At 63.3% G+C, this 19,893-nt stretch carries 20 protein-coding genes; 4 read left to right on the top strand and 16 right to left on the bottom strand.

The window, feature by feature from the left end; genetic code table 11:
• Positions 1–17: 17 nt before the first annotated feature.
• Positions 18–944, bottom strand: coding sequence for an ornithine carbamoyltransferase (gene argF / locus NWI01_RS05190; RefSeq protein ID WP_141382864.1), 927 nt, complete (start codon positions 942–944; stop codon positions 18–20).
• Positions 941–2,152, bottom strand: coding sequence for an aspartate aminotransferase family protein (locus NWI01_RS05195; protein WP_141382865.1), 1,212 nt, complete (start codon positions 2,150–2,152; stop codon positions 941–943). The genes argF and NWI01_RS05195 overlap by 4 nt, the downstream gene beginning before the upstream one ends.
• 477 nt (positions 2,153–2,629) lie before the next feature.
• Between NWI01_RS05195 and NWI01_RS05200 the strand changes: the two genes are divergently transcribed.
• Positions 2,630–3,136, top strand: a complete 507-nt coding sequence (locus NWI01_RS05200) for a GcrA family cell cycle regulator (protein ID WP_011313840.1) — start codon at positions 2,630–2,632, stop codon at positions 3,134–3,136.
• A 250-nt stretch (positions 3,137–3,386) separates the two neighbouring features.
• Here the strand turns inward: NWI01_RS05200 and phoB are convergent, their stop codons facing one another.
• The 10 genes from phoB to NWI01_RS05250 all read right to left on the bottom strand — a co-directional run bounded on the left by phoB (position 3,387) and on the right by NWI01_RS05250 (position 13,091).
• Positions 3,387–4,091 (bottom strand): phosphate regulon transcriptional regulator PhoB, encoded by a 705-nt coding sequence (phoB, locus tag NWI01_RS05205; protein WP_141382866.1) that lies wholly within the window; start codon positions 4,089–4,091, stop codon positions 3,387–3,389.
• Positions 4,092–4,112: 21 nt separating this feature from the next.
• A complete protein-coding gene (gene phoU / locus NWI01_RS05210; RefSeq protein ID WP_141382867.1) occupies positions 4,113–4,829 on the bottom strand; it encodes a phosphate signaling complex protein PhoU in 717 nt (238 codons plus the stop codon).
• A gap of 33 nt (positions 4,830–4,862) precedes the next feature.
• Positions 4,863–5,684 carry a phosphate ABC transporter ATP-binding protein PstB gene (pstB, locus tag NWI01_RS05215; RefSeq protein ID WP_141382868.1) on the bottom strand — a complete coding sequence of 274 codons (822 nt, stop codon included), beginning with the start codon at positions 5,682–5,684 and terminating at the stop codon, positions 4,863–4,865.
• The gene (gene pstA, locus NWI01_RS05220) at positions 5,681–6,526 is read right to left on the bottom strand and encodes a phosphate ABC transporter permease PstA (RefSeq protein ID WP_141382869.1); all 846 of its coding nucleotides are present in this window, start codon (positions 6,524–6,526) and stop codon (positions 5,681–5,683) included. Before pstA ends, pstB begins: the two co-directional genes overlap by 4 nt.
• An 82-nt stretch (positions 6,527–6,608) precedes the next feature.
• Entirely contained in the window at positions 6,609–7,598 is a 990-nt protein-coding gene (gene pstC / locus NWI01_RS05225) for a phosphate ABC transporter permease subunit PstC (RefSeq protein ID WP_181410373.1), read from the bottom strand.
• Positions 7,599–7,705: 107 nt separating this feature from the next.
• On the bottom strand, positions 7,706–8,731 hold the full coding sequence (gene pstS, locus NWI01_RS05230; protein WP_141382871.1) for a phosphate ABC transporter substrate-binding protein PstS: 1,026 nt from the start codon (positions 8,729–8,731) through the stop codon (positions 7,706–7,708).
• A 124-nt stretch (positions 8,732–8,855) separates the two neighbouring features.
• The gene (locus tag NWI01_RS05235; protein WP_141382872.1) at positions 8,856–10,178 is read right to left on the bottom strand and encodes an ATP-binding protein; all 1,323 of its coding nucleotides are present in this window, start codon (positions 10,176–10,178) and stop codon (positions 8,856–8,858) included.
• Between the two features lie 10 nt (positions 10,179–10,188).
• Positions 10,189–11,244: a lysylphosphatidylglycerol synthase domain-containing protein gene (locus tag NWI01_RS05240; RefSeq protein ID WP_141382873.1), complete on the bottom strand. Its 1,056-nt coding sequence runs from the start codon at positions 11,242–11,244 to the stop codon at positions 10,189–10,191.
• A gap of 127 nt (positions 11,245–11,371) precedes the next feature.
• Complete coding sequence (locus tag NWI01_RS05245; protein ID WP_141382874.1) at positions 11,372–11,695, bottom strand: hypothetical protein; 324 nt, start codon at positions 11,693–11,695, stop codon at positions 11,372–11,374.
• A gap of 4 nt (positions 11,696–11,699) precedes the next feature.
• Positions 11,700–13,091, bottom strand: coding sequence for an OmpA family protein (locus NWI01_RS05250; protein ID WP_141382875.1), 1,392 nt, complete (start codon positions 13,089–13,091; stop codon positions 11,700–11,702).
• Between the two features lie 265 nt (positions 13,092–13,356).
• On the opposite strand from NWI01_RS05250, the gene NWI01_RS05255 reads away from it, so the two are divergent.
• Positions 13,357–14,415, top strand: a complete 1,059-nt coding sequence (locus NWI01_RS05255) for a polysaccharide deacetylase family protein (RefSeq protein ID WP_141382876.1) — start codon at positions 13,357–13,359, stop codon at positions 14,413–14,415.
• 89 nt (positions 14,416–14,504) lie between these two features.
• Here NWI01_RS05255 and NWI01_RS05260 read toward each other — a convergent pair whose 3' ends face one another.
• Positions 14,505–16,205 carry a bifunctional diguanylate cyclase/phosphodiesterase gene (locus tag NWI01_RS05260; RefSeq protein ID WP_141382884.1) on the bottom strand — a complete coding sequence of 567 codons (1,701 nt, stop codon included), beginning with the start codon at positions 16,203–16,205 and terminating at the stop codon, positions 14,505–14,507.
• A 300-nt stretch (positions 16,206–16,505) separates the two neighbouring features.
• Between NWI01_RS05260 and NWI01_RS05265 the strand changes: the two genes are divergently transcribed.
• Positions 16,506–16,826 carry a hypothetical protein gene (locus NWI01_RS05265; RefSeq protein WP_141382877.1) on the top strand — a complete coding sequence of 107 codons (321 nt, stop codon included), beginning with the start codon at positions 16,506–16,508 and terminating at the stop codon, positions 16,824–16,826.
• Between the two features lie 12 nt (positions 16,827–16,838).
• Here NWI01_RS05265 and NWI01_RS05270 read toward each other — a convergent pair whose 3' ends face one another.
• The 3 genes from NWI01_RS05270 to mtgA all read right to left on the bottom strand — a co-directional run bounded on the left by NWI01_RS05270 (position 16,839) and on the right by mtgA (position 18,611).
• Positions 16,839–17,522 (bottom strand): hypothetical protein, encoded by a 684-nt coding sequence (locus NWI01_RS05270; RefSeq protein ID WP_141382878.1) that lies wholly within the window; start codon positions 17,520–17,522, stop codon positions 16,839–16,841.
• Positions 17,523–17,642: 120 nt separating this feature from the next.
• On the bottom strand, positions 17,643–17,828 hold the full coding sequence (rpmF, locus tag NWI01_RS05275) for a 50S ribosomal protein L32 (protein WP_009798498.1): 186 nt from the start codon (positions 17,826–17,828) through the stop codon (positions 17,643–17,645).
• 102 nt (positions 17,829–17,930) lie between these two features.
• Entirely contained in the window at positions 17,931–18,611 is a 681-nt protein-coding gene (mtgA, locus tag NWI01_RS05280) for a monofunctional biosynthetic peptidoglycan transglycosylase (RefSeq protein ID WP_141382879.1), read from the bottom strand.
• 214 nt (positions 18,612–18,825) lie between these two features.
• Here mtgA and NWI01_RS05285 point away from each other — a divergent pair, with 214 nt between their 5' ends.
• Positions 18,826–19,752, top strand: a complete 927-nt coding sequence (locus NWI01_RS05285) for a polyprenyl synthetase family protein (protein ID WP_141382880.1) — start codon at positions 18,826–18,828, stop codon at positions 19,750–19,752.
• Positions 19,753–19,893 lie beyond the last annotated feature (141 nt).

The following is a 19,893-nucleotide window of genomic DNA, read 5'->3' on the forward strand; positions in this document are numbered from 1 at the left end:
CGCTCCGCTTCTGATCGCTACCCGCCCGCGCCGAGACACCAGGCCAGAATGCCCTTCTGTGCGTGCAGGCGATTTTCGGCCTCGTCGAACACCACCGATTGCGGCCCGTCGATGACCTCGTTGGTGACCTCTTCGCCACGGTGCGCCGGCAGGCAATGCATGAACAGCGCGTCAGGTTTGGCAAGACGCATCAGTTCCGCATTGACCTGATAGGGCCTGAGCAGATTGTGACGGTGCTCGCCGTCCTTGTCGCCCATCGACACCCAGGTGTCGGTGACGACGCAGTCAGCACCGCGCACCGCCGCTTCGGGGTCTGTGCCGAGCCTGATCGAGGCCCCGCTCGCCCTGATCCAATCCTTCAGCGGCTTGTTCGGCGCCAGCTCCTGCGGGGTCGCCACGTTGAGATTGAAGCTGAAGCGCTCCGCCGCATGCACCCACGACGCCAGCACGTTGTTGTCGTCGCCGGTCCACGCCACGGTCCGCCCCGCGATCGGACCGCGATGCTCCTCGAAGGTCATCACGTCGGCCATCACCTGGCAGGGATGCGAGCGCCGCGTCAGCCCGTTGATGACGGGCACGGTAGCGTGAGCCGCGAGCTCGGTCAGCGCGTCGTGGCTGAGGATGCGGATCATGATGATATCGACGAAGCGTGACAGAACCTTCGCGGTATCCGCGATGGTCTCACCGCGCCCGAGTTGCATTTCCGCTCCGGTCAGCATGATCGCCTCGCCGCCAAGCTGGCGCATGCCGACGTCGAACGACACGCGGGTGCGTGTCGAGGGCTTGTCGAAGATCATCGCCAGCGTCTTGCCTGCGAGCGGCCTGTCGGCGATCAAACCCTCCCTGCGCCGCTTCTTCATCGCGACGCTGGCGTCGAGGATCGCGCGCAACTCTCCGGCCGGCATGTCGAGCAGGTCGAGAAAATGTCTCGGCGCTTTGCTCATTGCGCGGCTTCCCTGTTGGCGGATGCGCCCGACAGCCTGACGCAGGCCCGCTCCAGCCGCTGCGCCGCCTCGTTGATCTCCGCCTCGCCGATGATCAGCGGCGGCAGCAAGCGAACGACGTTTTCGCCGGCGCCGACGGTCAGGAGCTTTTCCTCACGCAACGCGCTGACCAGATCGCCCGACGGAACGACGGCCTTGAGGCCGATCAGAAGCCCCTCGCCGCGCACCTCGCTCAGCACATCGGGATATCGATCGACGACCGAGGCCAGCTTCTGTTTCAAGAGCAGCGACATCCTTCGCGTCCGCTCGAAGAAGCCGGGCGCTAGCATCACGTCGAGCACGGCATGAGCCGCCGCCACCGCCAGCGGATTACCGCCGAAGGTCGAACCGTGCGAGCCCGGAGTCATGCCCGACGCGGCTTCCGCCGTCGCAAGACAGGCGCCGATCGGAAAGCCGCCGCCGAGCGCTTTCGCCAGCGACATCACGTCCGGCGCGACGCCGATGCGCCTGTAGGCGAACAGATCGCCGGTGCGGCCCATGCCGGTCTGCACCTCGTCGAACACCAGCAGCAGTCCGCGCTCGTCGCAAAGCTGGCGCAGCGCCCGGAAGAACGCAGGAGGCGGCTCGCGCACGCCGCCTTCGCCTTGCAACGGCTCGATCAGGATGCCGGCGGTCTCGGGACCGATCGCCTTCTTCACGGCTTCGATATCGTCCAGCGGCACCTGGTCAAAGCCGTCAGCGGGCGGCCCGTATCCTTCGAGGTATTTTTTCGAGCCGGTGGCGGCCAGCATCGCCAGCGTGCGGCCGTGAAAGGCGCCCTCGAAGGTGACAATCCGATAGCGTTCCGGATTGCCCCTGCCGGCATGATAACGGCGCACGACCTTGACGGCGCATTCCACCGCCTCGGCGCCGGAATTGGCGAAGAAGGCGAAATCGGCGAAGCTCTGCTCGCAGAGCCGCGCCGCCAGGCGCTCGCCGTCGGGCGACTTGAACAAGTTCGAGACGTGCCACAGCTTCGCCGCCTGCGCCTGAAGCGCGGCGACGAGATGCGGGTGGCAATGGCCCAGCGCGTTCACGGCAACGCCGCTCGTGAAATCGAGATAACGTCCGCCGTCCGAGCCGAACAGCCAGGCTCCTTCGCCGCTCTCGAATGAAAGATCGACCCTTGCGAAAACGGGCAACAGATGAGACGCCGCGGCTGTGGTCATGACGGTTTGCCGGTTGGATGGTGGGAGCGGATCGGCCCGACTGCACTGTGGCGCGATCAATGAGCTGTCAGCCCCCAAAGATGAACTGTCAGCCCCGAAAACGAAATGTGCCGCCTTTCGAGGCGGCACGCGTCGGTTATTCTAGGTGCGGGGCGATCACTGTCAATATTCCATTTGCGCGGCGGTGATGCTGGAAAGTCGCAGAATGAGCGGTTCTTCTCGTTTTCCTGCATAACATGTGGACGCCGCAAGACCCGACTCTTGCGCGTGAGTCACGGCATATTGTAGCGTTGGGCCCGTCGAATACGACATCTCGTGCGGCGTTTTGATCCTCGATCGGTTCCTGTTCTCAGCGTAAACGCCCGGGCGTTTTTCCCGCCCGGCGAGGGCTAAGGGATTCTGTCGGCACGGGTTTTTCGGGGGCGCTTAGATGCGCGGCCTTGGGGAGGCACGCATTACACAAGGGAACAATGTGCGATGACGGTGATAACCTGGACCGACGACCGCGTCGAACAGCTGAAGAAGCTTTGGGAGGCGGGCCTCTCCGCAAGTCAGATCGCCGCCGAACTCGGCAACGTGACCCGCAACGCAGTGATCGGCAAGGTGCATCGGCTGGGCCTTTCGGGCCGGGCGAAGAGCCCGTCGTCCACCGTGCCCCGGACGCGCAAGGCCCGCCCCGCCCAGCATATGGTGCGGGTGTCTCGCCCTGTCTCCCGGGGCAATACCGCGCTCGCGCAAGCTTTCGAGGTCGAGATCGAAGCAGACCCGATCGCCTACGACAATGTCGTGCCCATGAGCCAGCGGCGATCGCTGCTCGAACTCAGCGAAGCCACCTGCCACTGGCCGGTCGGCGATCCCGCGAGTCCGGAGTTCTTCTTCTGCGGCGGCAAGGCTCTCACCGGCCTTCCCTATTGCGCGCACCACTCACGCATCGCTTATCAGCCCGCCGCCGACCGCCGCCGCCAATCACCGAAGACGCGGTAATCACAGCGTATCCGTCAGATCCCTTCACGGCCGGGCTTGAACCGGTCATCTCCGCTTTGCGACGGGGATCGTGAATCCGCGGTTATAGCGTTTTGAGCGAAGCGGGCGCCGGTCCGCATAAAGAAAACGCGCCGGATCAGAATCTCAGAGCGCTGCTTCCGACTCTATCAGAAACGGAACGGCTCCGGCCGCGGCAGGCGCTTTTGGTGCAGAGTAACGCGGATCATCGACGCTCCTCAGCTCGCCCCGCTTACTCGGTCCCGCTTGCGAACTGCTCGTCCAGTGCGTAGCCCGCGCCGCGCACCGTGCGGATCGGATCCAGCTCGCCGTCGGGATTGAGCAGCTTGCGCAGCCGACCGATGTGAACGTCGACGGTACGCTCGTCGATGTAGACATCGCGGCCCCAGACGCTGTCGAGCAATTGCTCGCGGCTGAACACCCGGCCGGGATGTTCGAGAAAAAACTCCAGCAACCGATACTCGGTCGGGCCAAGATCGATCGGGCGGCCGGAGCGCACGACGCGGTGCCTGTCGCGGTCGAGTTCTATGTCGCCAAAACTCAGGACCGACGCCAGTCGCGCCGGGCTCGCGCGCCGCAGCAGGCTTTTCACCCTCGCCAGGAGCTCCGGCACCGAGAACGGCTTGACCACGTAGTCGTCCGCGCCGGTCGCGAGCCCCCGCACCCGCTCGCTCTCCTCGCCGCGCGCGGTGAGCATGATGATCGGAAGCTGCCTGGTGTCGGACCGGGCGCGCAGCCGGCGGCACAACTCGATGCCGGACAGGCCCGGCAGCATCCAGTCCAGCACGACAAGGTCGGGGATGCGCTCTTTCAGCCGCGTATCCGCCTCATCGCCTCGCACCACCGTTTCGACCTCGTAACCTTCCGCTTCAAGATTGTAACGCAGCAGCGTCGTCAGCGCTTCCTCGTCTTCAACTACCAGAATGCGTGCACCCATCGTGTCTCGCCTGATCCCGTTTCAGTTTCCCGGAGCCGCCGATGCGAAACCTGTCATGTCCCCCTTGGGACGCTTGTCGGGGATCTGCTGGCCTTCGATCATGTAGAACACCGTCTCCGCGATATTGGTGGCGTGGTCGCCGATCCGCTCGATATTCTTGGCGCAGAACATCAGGTGAATACAGAACCCGATGTTGCGCGGGTCTTCCATCATGTACGTCAGGAGTTCGCGGAACAGGGAGGTGCAGATCGCATCCACCTCCTCGTCCCCTTTCCAGACCGCCATTGCCGCAGGCAGATCGTGCGCCGCATAAGCGTCGAGCACCGACTTGACCTGTGACCGCACCAGATCGGTCATATGCTCAAGACCGCGGATCAGTTTCAGCGGACGGAAATCGCTGTCGATTGCGACCACACGCTTGCCCATGTTCTTGGCGAGATCGCCGATGCGCTCCAGATCGATCGCGACCCGCATGGCGCCGACGATCTCGCGCAGATCCACCGCCATCGGCTGCCGCCGCGCGATGGTGAGCACGGCGCGCTCCTCGATCATGCGCTGCAACTGGTCGATCTCGGAATCGGCGGCCACCACGCGATCGCCCAAGGTGGCGTCGCGGCGGATCAGCGCGTCCAGCGACTCCACGATCTGCCGTTCAGCCAGTCCGCCCATTTCGGAAACCAGCCGCGTCAATTCCTGGAGATCGTCGTCGAAAGCCTTTGCGGTGTGTTCAAAAGCCATATCAAATTTCTCCCCGCGATTCCGCGCGCAGCCTCAGCCGAAACGGCCGGTGATGTAATCCTGGGTGCGGCGATCAGACGGCGATGTGAAGAGTTTATCAGTGGGACCGAACTCGATCATCTCGCCGAGATACATGAACGAGGTGTAATCCGACACGCGCGCCGCCTGCTGCATGTTGTGGGTGACGATCGCGATCGTGTAATGCGTTTTGAGTTCGGCGATCAGCTCTTCAACCTTGGCCGTCGAGATCGGGTCGAGCGCCGAGCACGGCTCATCGAACAGGATCACTTCCGGCCGCACCGCAACCGTACGCGCGATGCAAAGGCGCTGCTGCTGACCGCCGGAGAGGCTAAGCCCGCTCGCGTTGAGCTTGTCCTTGACCTCGGTCCACAAGGCGCCGTCCCGCAACGCCTTCTCCACCCGGCTGTCCATGTCCGATTTCGGCAGCTTCTCGTACAGGCGGATGCCGAACGCGATGTTCTCATAGATCGTCATCGGAAACGGCGTCGGCTTCTGAAACACCATGCCGACCCGCGCACGCAGAAGATTGAGGTCGAGCTTGGGGTCCAGGATGTCGGTGTCATCAAGTAACACCCGCCCCTCGACGCGCTGGCCGGGGTAGAGATCGTACATGCGGTTGAAGATGCGAAGCAGGGTCGACTTTCCGCAACCCGACGGACCGATGAAGGCCGTCACGCGGTTGGCGGCGATCGACAGGTTGATGTTCTTCAGCGCGTGATGCTGGCCGTAATAGAAATTGAGGTTACGGGCTGCGACCTTCGCCGGCACCTCCGGATCGATCCTCGGTGGGGGAACGGCCGGGCCCGACGCGGCGGCGGTGGAAACGATGGTCATTTCGCGGTCCTCTCAGAGCCGATCAATCGCGCACCGATGTTCAGCGCCAGAACGGCCAGGGTGATCAGCAGCGCCGCGCTCCACGCCAGCTGCTTCCAGTAGACGTAAGGGCTCTGCACGAAGTTGTTGATGGTGACGGGAAGGTTCGCCACCGGGTTGGCCAGGTCCAGGCTGAAGAACTGATTGCTCAAGGCGGTGAACAGCAGCGGCGCGGTCTCGCCGGCGACGCGCGCGGTGGCGAGCAGCACACCGGTGATCAGGCCGGTTCGCGCGGCGCGATAGGCGATGCGCCTGATGACGAGCGAGCGCGGCAGGCCGAGCGCCGAAGCCGCCTCACGCAGTGAGTTCGGCACAAGGTTCAGCATGTCCTCGGTAGTGCGCACCACCACCGGAATCACGATCACGGCGAGCGCAAGCGAGCCCGCGAGCGCCGAGAAGCCTCCCATCGGCACCACAACCGCTCCGTAGATGAACAAACCGATGATGATCGAAGGCGCACTGAGAAGGATGTCGTTGATGAAACGAATAACCGGCGAGAGGCGATCGTGCTTGCCGTATTCGGCAAGGTAGGTGCCCGCGAACATCCCGATCGGCGCGCCCACCCCCACACCGATCACGGTCATGATGAGCGAGCCAACGATGGCGTTCAGCAATCCCCCTTCGGAGGCGCCTGGCGGCGGCGTGTTCTGGGTGAAAAGCTGCCAGCTCATGCCGGCGAGGCCGTTATAGAACAGCGTGAACAGAATGAGCCCAAGCCAGGAGACGCCGAACGCGGCGGCGACAAAGCACAGGGCGCGGACGATAATGTCCTTGCGTCGGCGGGAGGCATAGATCGGATTCATGGCTTGACCCGTCCAGGCATCATCACCGAGCCAACGAATTGGTCGGTCGCGAAAACCCGGCTTCTGTTTCTCCGTGCCATGCCTATTTCCCCGCCTTCTTCTCCAGCCGCAACAGCATCAGGCGCGCCGCGGCGAGAACAAAGAACGTCAGGACGAACAACAGCAGGCCGAGCAGCATCAGGCTCGACTGATGCAGGCCGTCGCTCTCCGCGAACTCACTGGCGATCGCCGCGGAAATCGTCGTGCCTGGCGCGAAGATCGATGGCGAGATCCGGAACGAGTTGCCGATAATGAATGTCACCGCCATCGTCTCGCCGAGCGCGCGCCCGAGCGCCAGCATGGCGCCGCCGATCACGCCAACGCGCGTATAGGGTAGCACGACGTGGCGGACGACTTCCCAGGTGGTGCAGCCGACACCATAGGCCGCCTCTTTGAGGACCGGCGGCACGGTCGCGAACACGTCGCGCGAAATCGCGGTGATGAACGGCAGCACCATGATCGCGAGAATCAGCGAGGCGTTGAACAGGCTCAGATAGGACGGCGGACCGCCGAAGATCGCGCCGAGGATCGGCACGCCGTCAAACAGGCCGATGAAGAAGGGCTGAACCGTATCGGCGAGGAACGGGCCGAGGATGAAGAAGCCCCACATGCCGTAGATGATCGAGGGAATGCCCGCGAGCAGTTCGATCGCCATGCCGATCGGGGCCCGCGCCCACAGCGGACACAGCTCGGTGAGGAAAACGGCGATGCCGATGCCGACCGGGATCGCGATGGTCATGGCGATGATCGAGGTCAGGATCGTGCCATACAATGGGCTCAGCGCGCCCAGCACCGGCGGTTCGGCGGACGGCGCCCAGCGTTGCGTCGTCAGGAAGGAGCTACCGAACTCCATGATCGCAGGCCAGGATCCCACGATCAGCGAGATGATGATTCCGCCGAGCAGCACCAGGACGAGGATCGCGCTGATGCGCGTGATCCAGTAGAAGACTCTGTCCCCGAGCTTGAAGGCGTCCATCGCACGGGAGCGGTCATGGGAGGCCACCTGTTCGATCGCGCTGCTATGAACGGCCATTTCCGCCACGCCCCACCCCTGTTTCCTGCAGACCATCCGGATACGGAGAACAGCTTCCCGCAACCATCCCGAGGAGAAGCGCCCCGACGCTCCTCCTCGGCACAGGATCAGCTTTTGATTTCGGAGGTCCAGGTTTTTTCGATCTGCTTCACGACAGATTCCGGCATCGGAATGTAGTCGAGTTCCTCAGCCATCACGCCGCCCTTCTCGAAGGCCCACTTGAAGAACTTGATCGCTTCGGCGGACGCCGCTTTATCGGAAGGCTCACTGTACATCAGGATGAACGTCGCCGCGGTGATCGGCCAGGAGGCCTCGCCGGGCTGATCGGTCAGGATCACGTGATAGCCAGGCGCGCTCGCCCAGTCGGCATTGGCTGCCGCGGCCTGAAAAGAGGCCCCGCCCGGCTGCACCACCTTGCCGGCCTTGTTGATGAGCGCGGTGTAGGTCAGCTTGTTCTGCTTGGCATAGGCGTACTCGACATAGCCGATCGCGTTCCGGGTCTGCCCGACATTGCCGGAAACCCCTTCATTGCCTTTGGCGCCGACGCCGGCCGGCCACTCGACCGCGGTGCCCTCACCGACCCTGGACTTCCACTCCGCATTCACCTTGGACAGATAGTTGGTGAAATTGAACGAGGTTCCCGCCCCGTCCGAACGATGCACCACCGCGATCGAAGCCGAAGGCAGCTTGACGCCCGGATTGAGCTTTACGATCGCAGGATCGTCCCACTTCGTGATCTTGCCGAGGTAGATATCGCCGAGCAGTTCCCCCGAAAGAACCAGTTCGCCGGGTTTCACGCCCTCGATATTCACAACGGGCACGATCGCTCCCATCACCATCGGCCACTGCACGAGACCATCCTTCTCGAGCTTGTCGGCTTTCAGCGGCGCGTCGGTCGCGCCGAAAGTCACCGTCTTGGCGAGAATCTGCTTGATGCCGGCGCCCGACCCGATCGACTGATAATTGACTCCGTGGCCGGTCTCTTTCTTGTAGGCATCAGCCCATTTCGAATAGACGGGAAACGGGAAGGTCGCTCCCGCACCGGTGACATCGGCCGCCTTCACCGCAACCGAAAAGACGGACGCCGAGGCGACGACGAGGCCGGCGGCGGCGATGGCCTTGAAGAAATTCATGCGCGATCTCCCTTCGCATTGAACAGAGCGCAGGACGCTCATGACGCCTTCCTAGATGCGACCGATGCTGCTTTTACGAACGCTTGACGACAGCGGGATGACAGCACTAAGCATCTCCAACTATTCAGCTTCTTGCCTCCGACACGTCCCTCGCCGGCGGGAAGCCGGCGGTAAAGCTCGCGCCCTGCCCGGGCACGCTCTCGATCAGCAGACGGCCGCGATGCCGGTTGAGGATATGCTTCACCAGCGACAGGCCAAGGCCTGTGCCGCCCTGAGCCCGGCTGTCGCCGGCGTCGACCCGATAAAAACGCTCGGTCAGGCGGGGCAGATGCTCAGGTGCGATGCCGGGACCGAAATCCCGTACCACCACCCGGAATTCCGGGTTCCCCTCCGATGAGACGTCGAGCCTCGACGACACCATGACCCTGCCGCCGGATGCGCCGTATTTCAGCGCGTTCTCGATCAGGTTCTCGAACAATCGCAGCAGTTCCTCACGGTCGCCGCAGATCAGCACCGGGGTTTCCGGCAATGCTGTCTCGATCTCGACATGACGTTCCGCCGCGAGCGGCTCAAGTCCGTCGACGACCTCGCACACGATCGGAACAAGGTCGACGATCGTCTCCGGGCGCACATGAACCGATAGCTCGACCCGCGACAGCGACAGGAGATCGTCGATCAGCCGCGCCATTCGCGCCGCCTGCGCGTGCATGATACCGAGAAACCGCTCGCGCGCCCGGGCGTCCTCGCGCGCGGGGCCCTGGAGCGTGTCGATGAATCCTGACAGCGCCGCGAGCGGCGTCCGCAACTCGTGGCTCGCATTGGCGACGAAATCGGCGCGCATTTCCTCGACCCGGCGCAACGGCGTCTGATCGTGAAACGTCAAAAGCATGCAATAGTCGACACCGCCGAATGCCGTCGGCACCGGAATCGGCGTGATGATCAATTCCATCCACCGATCGACCGGAACATGATTGAGATAAGTCGCCCGCCGTGCTTCCCGTGTCGCGATCGCTTCACGCAACGCGGTGACGATCTCAGGCGCTCGCAGCGCGAACTGCGCGAGTTCATTCCGGCGTAGCGCCGGTACGAGTTGCGCCGCCGCGGCATTGAGATGGATGACGCGGCCGGCCCTATCAAGCAGCACGTTGGGATCCGGCATGCCAGCCACGAGAGCATGCGCCACTTCCGTCTCTACCGGGTTGGCTCCGAACTCGATTTCGCGCGACGCATCCGGATCATGAACCTGCCAGGGCACCAGCGCCGCGCCGGCGATGCAGGCGAAAGCGACGGCGGCGCCCAAAGGTTGCAAGCCGCCGAACACAACCAGCGCGGCCAATGCAAGCCCGGCAACCAGCAGGATGAGCGCGGCGCGACGCAACCGGTCCGGCCAGGATGTGGACCTCGCGGCGAACCCCGGGGCGCGGACGTTGTTTCCCTCCGCAACCACTTGAGTACTGTCAGGCGCCAGAATCGCCGTGCCCTCCCAGATAGGGCAGTTGACTGTCGGACTCGGCGTTCGATCCGGTCCGCGCGTAACCTACGCGTCGCATTCGCGCGCTGACAATAATTTCCCGAAGTGTCAGCAAGATGATGGAGATCGCGAACGGCGTGACATAATAGAGCAGCCGGAACAGCAGCATCGCGGCCAGAAGATCGTTTTTCTCCATCTGCCACAGGCCGATCAGCATGGCGGCGTCGAACACGCCGAGTCCTCCCGGCGAATGACTCGCGAAACCGAGCAACGTGGCGGACACGAAGATCACCGCGACGACGACAAAGCCGACATTGGGCTGATGGGGCAGCAGCACGTACATCGCGAGCGCGCAGAACCCCAGATCGACGATCCCGATAAAAATCTGCAGCAGCGTCAGCCGGCCGCCCGGCAGAACCACGGTCCATGACCCGCTGCCAACGCGACGCGGCCGCATCCCAACCCAGATCACGTAGGCGATGAGGCCGAGTATGATCGCGATTGCGATCAGCCGGTTGAACCAAGGCGGAAGCTGATCGATGCTGGTGGCCGCCTCGGGGTGATAGGCAATGCCCAATCCGAGCACGGCGGCGTTGCCGAGCCAGAAGGTAAGACCCGCCAGAAAGCAGACTTTCGCGACATCGATCGCATTCAGTCCCCAGGCGGAATAGATGCGATAGCGCACCGCTCCGCCGGTGAATACGCTGGCGCCGACATTGTGGCCGATCGAATAGCTGGTGAAGGCGGCGAACGCCGTGACGCGATAGGGAACATGGGTGATACCGATGGTGCGCACCGCAAACAGATCGTAGAAGGTCAGCGTGAAGTAGCCTGCGGCCACGAACAGACCCGACAACGCGATCGAATGCCACTCGGTCCGCTTGACGGCCTCCATCACCTCCTCGACATCGATGTCCCGGAGAATATGGAAGAGCACGTAGAACGCGACCGCGATCACGGTGACGCTGATCACCACACCCAGCTTGTGCAGGATTCGTTTCCGGCGCAGAATCGAAATCGCTCTGCGTATTGATCCGAGCATCGAAAACCTCGAAATGCGGCACGGCAAAGGCGCGCCTATCCGCATTCATTCACGTGGCAGGGTGGTAGCGTGTTCTGGTTCCTAGCAGAATTCGGCCGGCCTCAATGAATCTCTTCATTTCAACACGTTAAAGTGTTCCGTTGGAATGCTCCGTCGATCCGGACGCCGCCTGGCGTGAAACCACCCCATCGCGCAACCACGATCCGACCGCGCACCCCCCAAGATAGACACCGAGCATCACCAGTCCAAGGTCCAGCCAGTAACCGAACCGGCCGGGAACAACGTGCATGACCGCCAACACGATCAGCGCCAGGAGCATCGCCGCCAGCCACCGCGCGGTCAAACTAGATACTCCCCGCCCGCGATGCACCACCGCAATCCAGCCCATGGCCAGGCCAAGCAGCAACGATATAACCAGCCAGACCCAGTGAAACCCTGCCAGGTAGACCATATCCTTACTGCCTCACAATGAAATCAATGCGCCGGTTTTTCGCTTTGCCCTCGTCGGTGTCGTTGGCGGCGATCGGCTGAGCGCTGCCATGCCCGATCGGCGTGAACCGATTGGCGGGCAATCCGGCTTTCACGAGAAAATCCACCACCGCCTGCGCGCGTCGCTCGGACAGTGCCTGGTTGAACGAAGCGTCGCCGTCGCTGTCGGTGTGCCCCACGATCTCGACGGTGGCCGTCTGGCAACGGAGCGCGGTTTCCGTCAACTGGTCCAGCAGGCCAATCGAATCGAGATGCAATGTCGCCTGACCGGCTTCGAACTGGATGGTGCGCTTTTCAAGAAGCTCGCCGAACAGTTGCTGACAGACCGTCGGATCGACCGGGGACGCCGACGGCTTGATTGAAACGTCCGTTTTCGTCTCCCAGCCGCGCGGCAGATCCTTGGGCAGATCAGCGCGGATCTGTTTTCCGGCCAGGTCATACAACGCGTCGCCGGAGAGTTCGACATTCCGATCAGAGACGACCAGTCTTCCAGTCGACAGGCGCGACAACGAACGCAGCGCCCGCGTGACGACGGCGTCGAAGCCTGCCGGCGCACCGAGACTCGCCTTGAGCTTATCAACGATCTTCTCGCCGAATTTACGGCCGGCCGATGCGACGATCGCCGCATGAATCGCGTTATCGGGTACATATCCGGTCAATGTCAGCACTCCGGAGACCGGATCCTTGTTGGCCTCGAAGACATATGGCGGGGCCTGGATATCGTCGGCGACCGAGTATCCCTCGGGCAGGTTCTTCAGCGCCGCGGCGATCGCCTCGCGTCCACCCAGTTCACGCGCCATGCCCGACAGATTGACCGTTAAATCCGAAATCGTTGCCTTGCCGCTCTTGAGCTTGCTCGTCTCGCCGATCAGCAACATCGCCGCGGCTTCGAACCGCGGCGGCGCACCGCGCTTCAAATCCATGCGATCAGCGATGTCGATGCCGGCAAACCTCGCACGCGCGGCATCCAGCAGCTTGTTCCTGACCACGGGCAACGGCGCGCTTCCGCCGAGCGTCACCCTTCCGACCCCACGTTCGATGCTCCAGACGAACGGTTTGGCTTCGGCCACGAGCGCGGTGCGATCGTTGACCCGTCGCACGCCCGGAACCGTCTCCACCGAGGCCACCGCATTGCTGCGTTCCTGCTCCGAAAACGCATCGGCTGAGAACGTGATGTCGCGTCCGGCGGCGCTGATGGCGGTCTTATCGAGAACGCTGTCCTTGAGCGCGACCGCGGTCTGCTCGCTCAGATCGGCCTCCAGCGGAGCCGTCGTCGTCCAGGCGGCCAGCCCCCAAAGCACCGTGAGCGGGATGACACCCGGCCACCACTTGCTGCTCCATCTGAAAAAACCGCGCATTCGATATCCTGTCGCGCAAAATCCGCCGGCTTGCGATGGACCGCATCATGCGGTCCATTTGGAAGCACGCTCCGGGTAACGCCGGACGCGATTCGGTCGGCCACGCATGATGAAATGCAGAGAAAACAAACCCCTGCCGGGCTGTCAAACCGAAATGAGGGCGAAAGCGCCACCGCCGAGGGAGGGACCCGGATAACCGTTTCTTCAACCGTTTCCGATTAAGATCCGGTCAACAACAGGGGTCAGATCGGCCGATCCACGTCAAATGAAGCAGCTTCGCAACGCCATCATCCGGACCGGATTGGATGCCCTGTACTTCAGCGGCGCCCATCACCTGCTGCGGCCGGTCTTCGCCGGAATCGGAACGATCTTCATGCTGCACCATGTGCGGCCGCGCCGAAACGCCCCGTTCCAGCCCAATCATCACCTGGAAGTGACCCCGGAATTTCTGCGCATGGTCCTGGCCCATGTCAGATCGCGCGGCATCGACATCGTGACCATGGACGAAATGCATCGCCGGCTGACACAACGCGACTTCTCGCGACGGTTGGCGTGCTTCACTTTCGACGATGGCTATCGCGATAATCGCGACTTCGCGCTACCCGCGATGCGCGAATACGACGCGCCGTTCACCGTCTATGTCGCCAACGATTTCGCGAACGCGACCGGCCGCCTGTGGTGGGTGGCGCTCGAACGGGTCATCGCCGCCGCCGACCGCATCGACAGCACGATCGGCGACACCGCTATAAGTCTCGACACCAGCACGATCGAGCAAAAGCGAGAAGCGTTCTCTCGAATTCACGATCTGCTGCGCGGGCTGCCCGACGACCGCGATGTCGCGCGCGCTGTGGAGGACTTGTGCGCACGTCATGGCGTCGACGAATCCGCCATCAGCCGGGAGCTGTGCCTGTCCTGGGATGAACTGAAATCGTTCGCCGCCGATCCGCTGGTCACGATCGGCGCGCATACCGTCAGTCATTGCAATCTCGCAAAGCGAAGCGAGGAGGAGGCCCTTGAGGAGATCACCGTCAGCCGGACACAGATCGAGGCTGTCTTGCAGCGCCCGGTCGTTCATCTTGCCTATCCCTACGGCGACCGCAACGCCGCCGGAGCGCGCGAGTTCGCCATGACCCAGGCGGCCGGTTTCAACACCGCGGTCACGACGCGACCCGGCATGATCTTTCCCGAAAATGCGAAACATCCGACCGCGCTGCCGCGGGTTTCCCTCAACGGAAACTATCAGACCGCCCGCGTCATTCCGGTGCTGACGTCGGGCGCGGCCACCGCGCTGTGGAACGGATTCCGGCGCGTCGACATCGCCTGAGTTCACACCGCTCGTTATCCCTTATCGCGCTGCATTTTCCGGTGATCCCGGGCAGAAGCGGCGAGACGGGTTCTGTTATGAGGAGAGCTTCAGTTCGTCGCCGGAACGGCCGCCGGACCGCTCCACGGGCGCGACGGCGAAGCAAGGCCGATCAGCCTGCCCTGAATGAAGTCGCAACCCCAGTCCCGCAACATGGCCGCCGACTGCTCGTCCTGAACCCACTCGGCGACCGTTCTGATATCGAGCCGGCGCGCGAGATCGATCAGTGTCTGCACGAACGCCCGGTCGTCGGAGGAGCGCGCCAGGTTCTGCACGAACGCGCCGTCGATCTTGACGATGTCCACGCCGAGCTTGCGCAAGTTCCGGAACGAGGTGTAGCCGGCGCCGAAATCGTCGATCGCGATGCGGCTGCCCAGATTCTTCAACCGCGTAACGAACCGCTGGACATCGTCGACATCCTGAATCGCCGCGGTTTCGGTAATCTCCACGATCAGGCGCTCGGCCACGCCGGGATGCGCACCCATCAGTGCTTCGATCGCCGCCCACCAGTCGACGTCCATGGTGGTTTCCGGCGAGATATTGAGACTGAGCTGGACGTGGGGCGTTTCCGCGAGTTCGGCGATCACAAGCTCGAGCACGCGATGATCGACCAGACGGATCAGGCCAAGCTTCTCCGCGACCGGCACGACATCGGGCGCGAGCACGATCTGACCATTCTGCTGCTGCATCCGCACCAGGCACTCATAAAACGCCGCTTCGCGCGTGCGCGCGTCGACGACCCGCTCGAAAGCGGTGAGGATGCGGCGCTCGTTCAACGCGGTGACGATCTCGTCGGTCACCCGGATGTTGATCCGGCGTTGCGCCTCACGCTCGGTATCGGGTCGCCACACGGCGAGCGAACCGCAGCGGCGGCATTTCGCAACTTCGAGGATTTCCTGAGCGCGATTGATCGCTTCATCGGCGGTCTGCGCATAACGCGGTGCCAGAACGGCGCCGATCGAGGCGGTGACCGAAACGGGGCCGGATTTGGTCATCACGATCTCTTCGCGGATGCCCGCCAGAAGGCGTTCGGCGGCGATGCTCACCTCATCCAGGCCGCAGTTCTTCAGGATCACCCCGAACCTGTTGCCGGAAAAGCGGCCAAGAATGTCGCCGCTGCGCAACCGCCTTCGGATGCGCCTGGCGACATCGCTGATCACCTCGTCGGCGACATCGAAGCCGAAAGCATTGTTGATGCGCGCGAGGTGATCGATCCCGATCATCATGAAGGCGACCGGCGTGCGGTAGCGCGCGGCTTCCTCGATCGCTTCGGCGAGAGCCGCTGTCAGATAGGTGCGATTGAGTTCGCCGGTGAGGGCATCGTTCCGGGACAGGTTGATCAGTTGCTCGTCTCGCGCCCGCCGCTCATTCTCAAGCCGCACGATGCCTTCGACGCGCACCGCCTTGCCATCGGCGTCGGCGAACCAGCATCCGGCCTCCTCGATCCACAGCATCGGCGCGGAGGCGCTGGCGCGCACGCCATACTCGATAAAATAGGGCACTCCCTCCTCAAAGCGCCGCCGGGCGGTTGGCGCGGCCGAAAAGATATTGGTACGGGCCGATCCCGACGGTTCGATCAGGCGTCCATACCGGGCTCCGGTCGCGAGCAGCAACGGGTCGATGCCTTGAAAGATCGACGCCGCTCCCTCGGTCCAGGTTATCGTGTCGCTTGGAATATCCCACACAAACGCGGCCCGGCCGAGCGCTGTGAGGATCGCCGACACGCGCGGCTCCTGAGTTGCCTGAGGCAGACGAGCCGACGCGTGGGCGGCTTGTGGCGCATCGGCGCCCGACGAGGGATTGACTGCCGGTGAAATGGCGGATGTCACGGTCGCCTCATTATGGGACGCTGCAAGTGATTCCCTTCTGAAGAATAGGGTGTTCCAACCCGTTCACGCTAGGTAAAGTTCGTGAACAATCTGAAAAACCGCCATTCCCAACTTAAATGGAGTTTCCTTCCCCGAAATGAAGTCCCGGCACGGCTTTTGCCACGGTGGTTGCTGACCCGGAGCCCGATGTTCCGGAACAACACATTCCCGGAGACTGCACGGATGATGACAATCGCGGGAACAGGCCGGATACCCGGAATCGCCGCCAACGCCGCGCGGCCGGACCGTGACGGCGCGACAAGATCACCAGGATCCAATCCGATATCAGCCGTCGCGCCGGTGGAGCATCGGCCTGTTCCGCGTTCCGCGACCCGCCATGACGTGTTCTTTGTCGCGCAACTGATCGCCATCGCGGAACATAGTCCACAGACGCGGATATTCCGCCGTGCTTCGCCGCAGGTTGCGCAGGCCGCCTATCATTCGACGGGCGAGCGGAATCAAGCTGGCGCGCAGACTGGTCCGCGGCTGCTCCGCACCATCTAAGGCAATCGATACTTAGTCTGGATTGCGCTGCTGGATGTCCGGACCGGGAACATCCGGATGCGGTTTGGTTCTGGCCGCCTCGGCTTGCCCGTACTCAACCTGTCCCGTCCCCTCAAGCCTAGTCCCGCCAGGTCCAGTCTCGGCATGAACGATCGCCTGCTCGGGGGCTCGCTCGGGAGCCGATTCGGCGGCAGGCGCTGACGCGTGAGCAGGCTCCTGCGATGAAATCGACGCCGCCATGGATGCGGACGCCGGATCGGCGCGCGGTTCGTGTGCTTCCGCCTCCTCCGCTACGCCTTGCGACGGTACGGCAAGCACGCGAGCCGGCCTTCGTCCGCGCAAGACGAAGCCGGCGAGGAAATCGACCAGCGCCAGCAGCGTCAGCATGAAGTAGGTCGACGAGCCAAATTGCGGCAGCATCACGAATTGCGCCGCGGCGCCCCCGAACACCGCCAGCGACAGCAGGTGGTCGGTGAGATACTTGCCGCCCGGGCGAACGCCCTTAATAATCTCAAACAGCAACAGGACGATGCCGAGCGCGAGCAGCGTGTCCCCGAGCGTCACCGTCCAGGACACGCCGGACATCAAGGTCAATGTGAGAACGGGCTCCGTCAAGAGGACGCCCGGCATCAGGAAGACGATGATGTTGCAGATCGCCAGGGGAATCAGAAGCAGAGGGAAACCGATCACGGACATCGCCAAGGCCTCCTTCATTCAGGCGGGAACGTTAACCCGCCTGCCGAACTCCTCCGCCCCTGCGCTTCCCTTCAGTCCGGCCCTGCTGGTTCCGGACCACACGCCCGACCGGGCCTGTACTCAGGAGTCGCTCTTGGCCTTCAAAACCTGACGGCCCTTGTACATGCCGGTTTTCAGGTCGAGATGGTGGGGGCGGCGCAGTTCGCCGGAGTCCTTGTCCTCGGCGTAGGTCGGTTTGCTGAGCGCATCCGCCGAACGGCGCATGCCGCGCCGCGACGGCGATGTCTTTCTTCTTGGAACGGCCATATCCGGTGTCCTTGCAGGATGTTGCCGAGTTCCGTTTCGGAACGTCGGTGGGCAGGCGCGACGAATCCCGAACGCGCGAGCTGAATGCTGATAAGCCCGGCCTTATAGGCTACGATTGCCGCTCCAGCAACCGCGCAGTTCAGCCGCCCGGGCCCGGGCCATATAGGTCCCGGCCAGCCGGCGGACTCCCGGACCCGGCTTTCGGGCGCTGCGCCGGACCGGATTGGGCAGGATCGCCGCCATCAGCGCCGCCTCCCGGGCCGTCAGACTGGCCGCGGATCGCCCGAAAGCATAGCGCGACCCTGCCTCGACACCGAACTGGCCGCCCGGGCCCCATTCCGCGATGTTCAGATAGATTTCGAGAATCCGCTGCTTGGACAGCACCGCATCGATCCACATCGCCAGCGGAAATTCCAGCGCCTTGCGGACCATGCTGCGACCCGGCCAGAGAAACAGATTTTTCGCCACCTGCTGCGTGATGGTGGAGCCGCCGCGCTTGAATTCGCCGTCCTCGGCATCGTCGAGCACTTCCCGCAGCGAATCCCAATCGATGCCCTGATGGCTACAGAATTTGGCGTCCTCCGACGCGACCACGGAACGCGGCAACGCCGGCGGAAGCGCGGCGAAATCGATCCACTGCCGCGACATCGGCGCGCCCGAAAGCGTGCGCCATATCATCAGCGTCGAGACCGGATGGCCGATCCGATACAGCGGCGTCAGCAGATAAGGCAGCAACAGCAGGCCGATGGCGGTTAGCGCCATGACGCGGATCGCCCGTCGCATCAGGCCGCAAAGCCTTCAATCGATCGGCGGGCAGGTTCACCGTGTCCGCGACGAGGAGCCTTCACGAAATCACCCTTGATGACACCGGAGCCGGCGGCAGATTGCCGGCCGGCCGGAATTGACGAAGCCGATACCATGAAGGATTGTCCGGCAAAAATCGACCTCGCCGGACTTTCGCGGCGAGGACGCCGTTTTCATTTTTTGGAGCCCTTTGATGACGTCAGGACTTTCATCCGCCGATTTCGCGAAGCGCCTTGACACCACGGCGGACGAGACCGAGGCCGTGCTGGAAAAGCTGCTTTCCGATACTGCCCTGCCTGACGAAATCGCCCGGCCCAAGCGGCTGATGGACGCCATGCGCTATTCCTCGCTCGGCGGCGGCAAGCGGCTGCGGCCGTTTCTCGTGGTGGAAAGTTCGGCCGTGTTCGGCGTCCCGCGCGAGGCGGCGCTGCTGGCCGGCGCGGCGCTCGAATGCATCCATTGCTATTCATTGATTCATGACGACCTGCCGGCGATGGACAACAGTGACCTGCGCCGGGGGCGTCCGACCCTGCACAAGACCACCGACGACGCCACCGCAATCCTCGCCGGCGACGGTCTTCTGACACTTGCCTTCGACATCATCACCCGCGACGAGGTCCATGACGATCCCGCCGTTCGCCTGTTGCTGACGCGCGCGCTGGCGCGCGCCGCCGGCATTGGCGGCATGGTCGGCGGGCAGTTGCTCGATCTCGCCGGCGAAGGCCGCTTCGGCGACCGCGGACCGGTCGACGTGGCGCGCGTGCAGCAGATGAAGACGGGCGCGCTGCTCCGCTTCGGCTGCATCGCCGGCGCGCTGCTCGGCCAGGCCTCGCAAAAAGACTATCAGGCTCTCGACACTTACGGCCGCGCGCTGGGCGAAGCCTTCCAGATCGCAGACGATCTTCTCGATGTCGAAAGCGACGCGGCAGCGCTCGGCAAGCCGGCCGGAGCCGACGCGGCGCTCGGCAAGACTACTTTCGTCACCCAGCTCGGCATCGATGGCGCCAAGAAACGGGTTCGGGATCTTCTGGCGAAGGCGGACGAGGCTTTGTCGGTGTTCGGGACACGCGGCGACGTGCTGCGCGCCGCCGCGCACTTCGTCGCCGACCGCAAGAGCTAGAGCATTATCGCTTCTGATTGAACCAGAAGCGAAGCTCCAGAGCATGATCCGTTCACGTTGAATCGAACCATGCTCTAGAAATTATTGTCTGGTCGCATTTTCTTGCGGCGAACCGGTATCCACTTCGCCGGAAAATGCTCT

The organism is Nitrobacter winogradskyi (genome assembly GCF_006539545.1).
In the GTDB taxonomy this organism is placed as follows: domain Bacteria; phylum Pseudomonadota; class Alphaproteobacteria; order Rhizobiales; family Xanthobacteraceae; genus Nitrobacter; species Nitrobacter winogradskyi_A.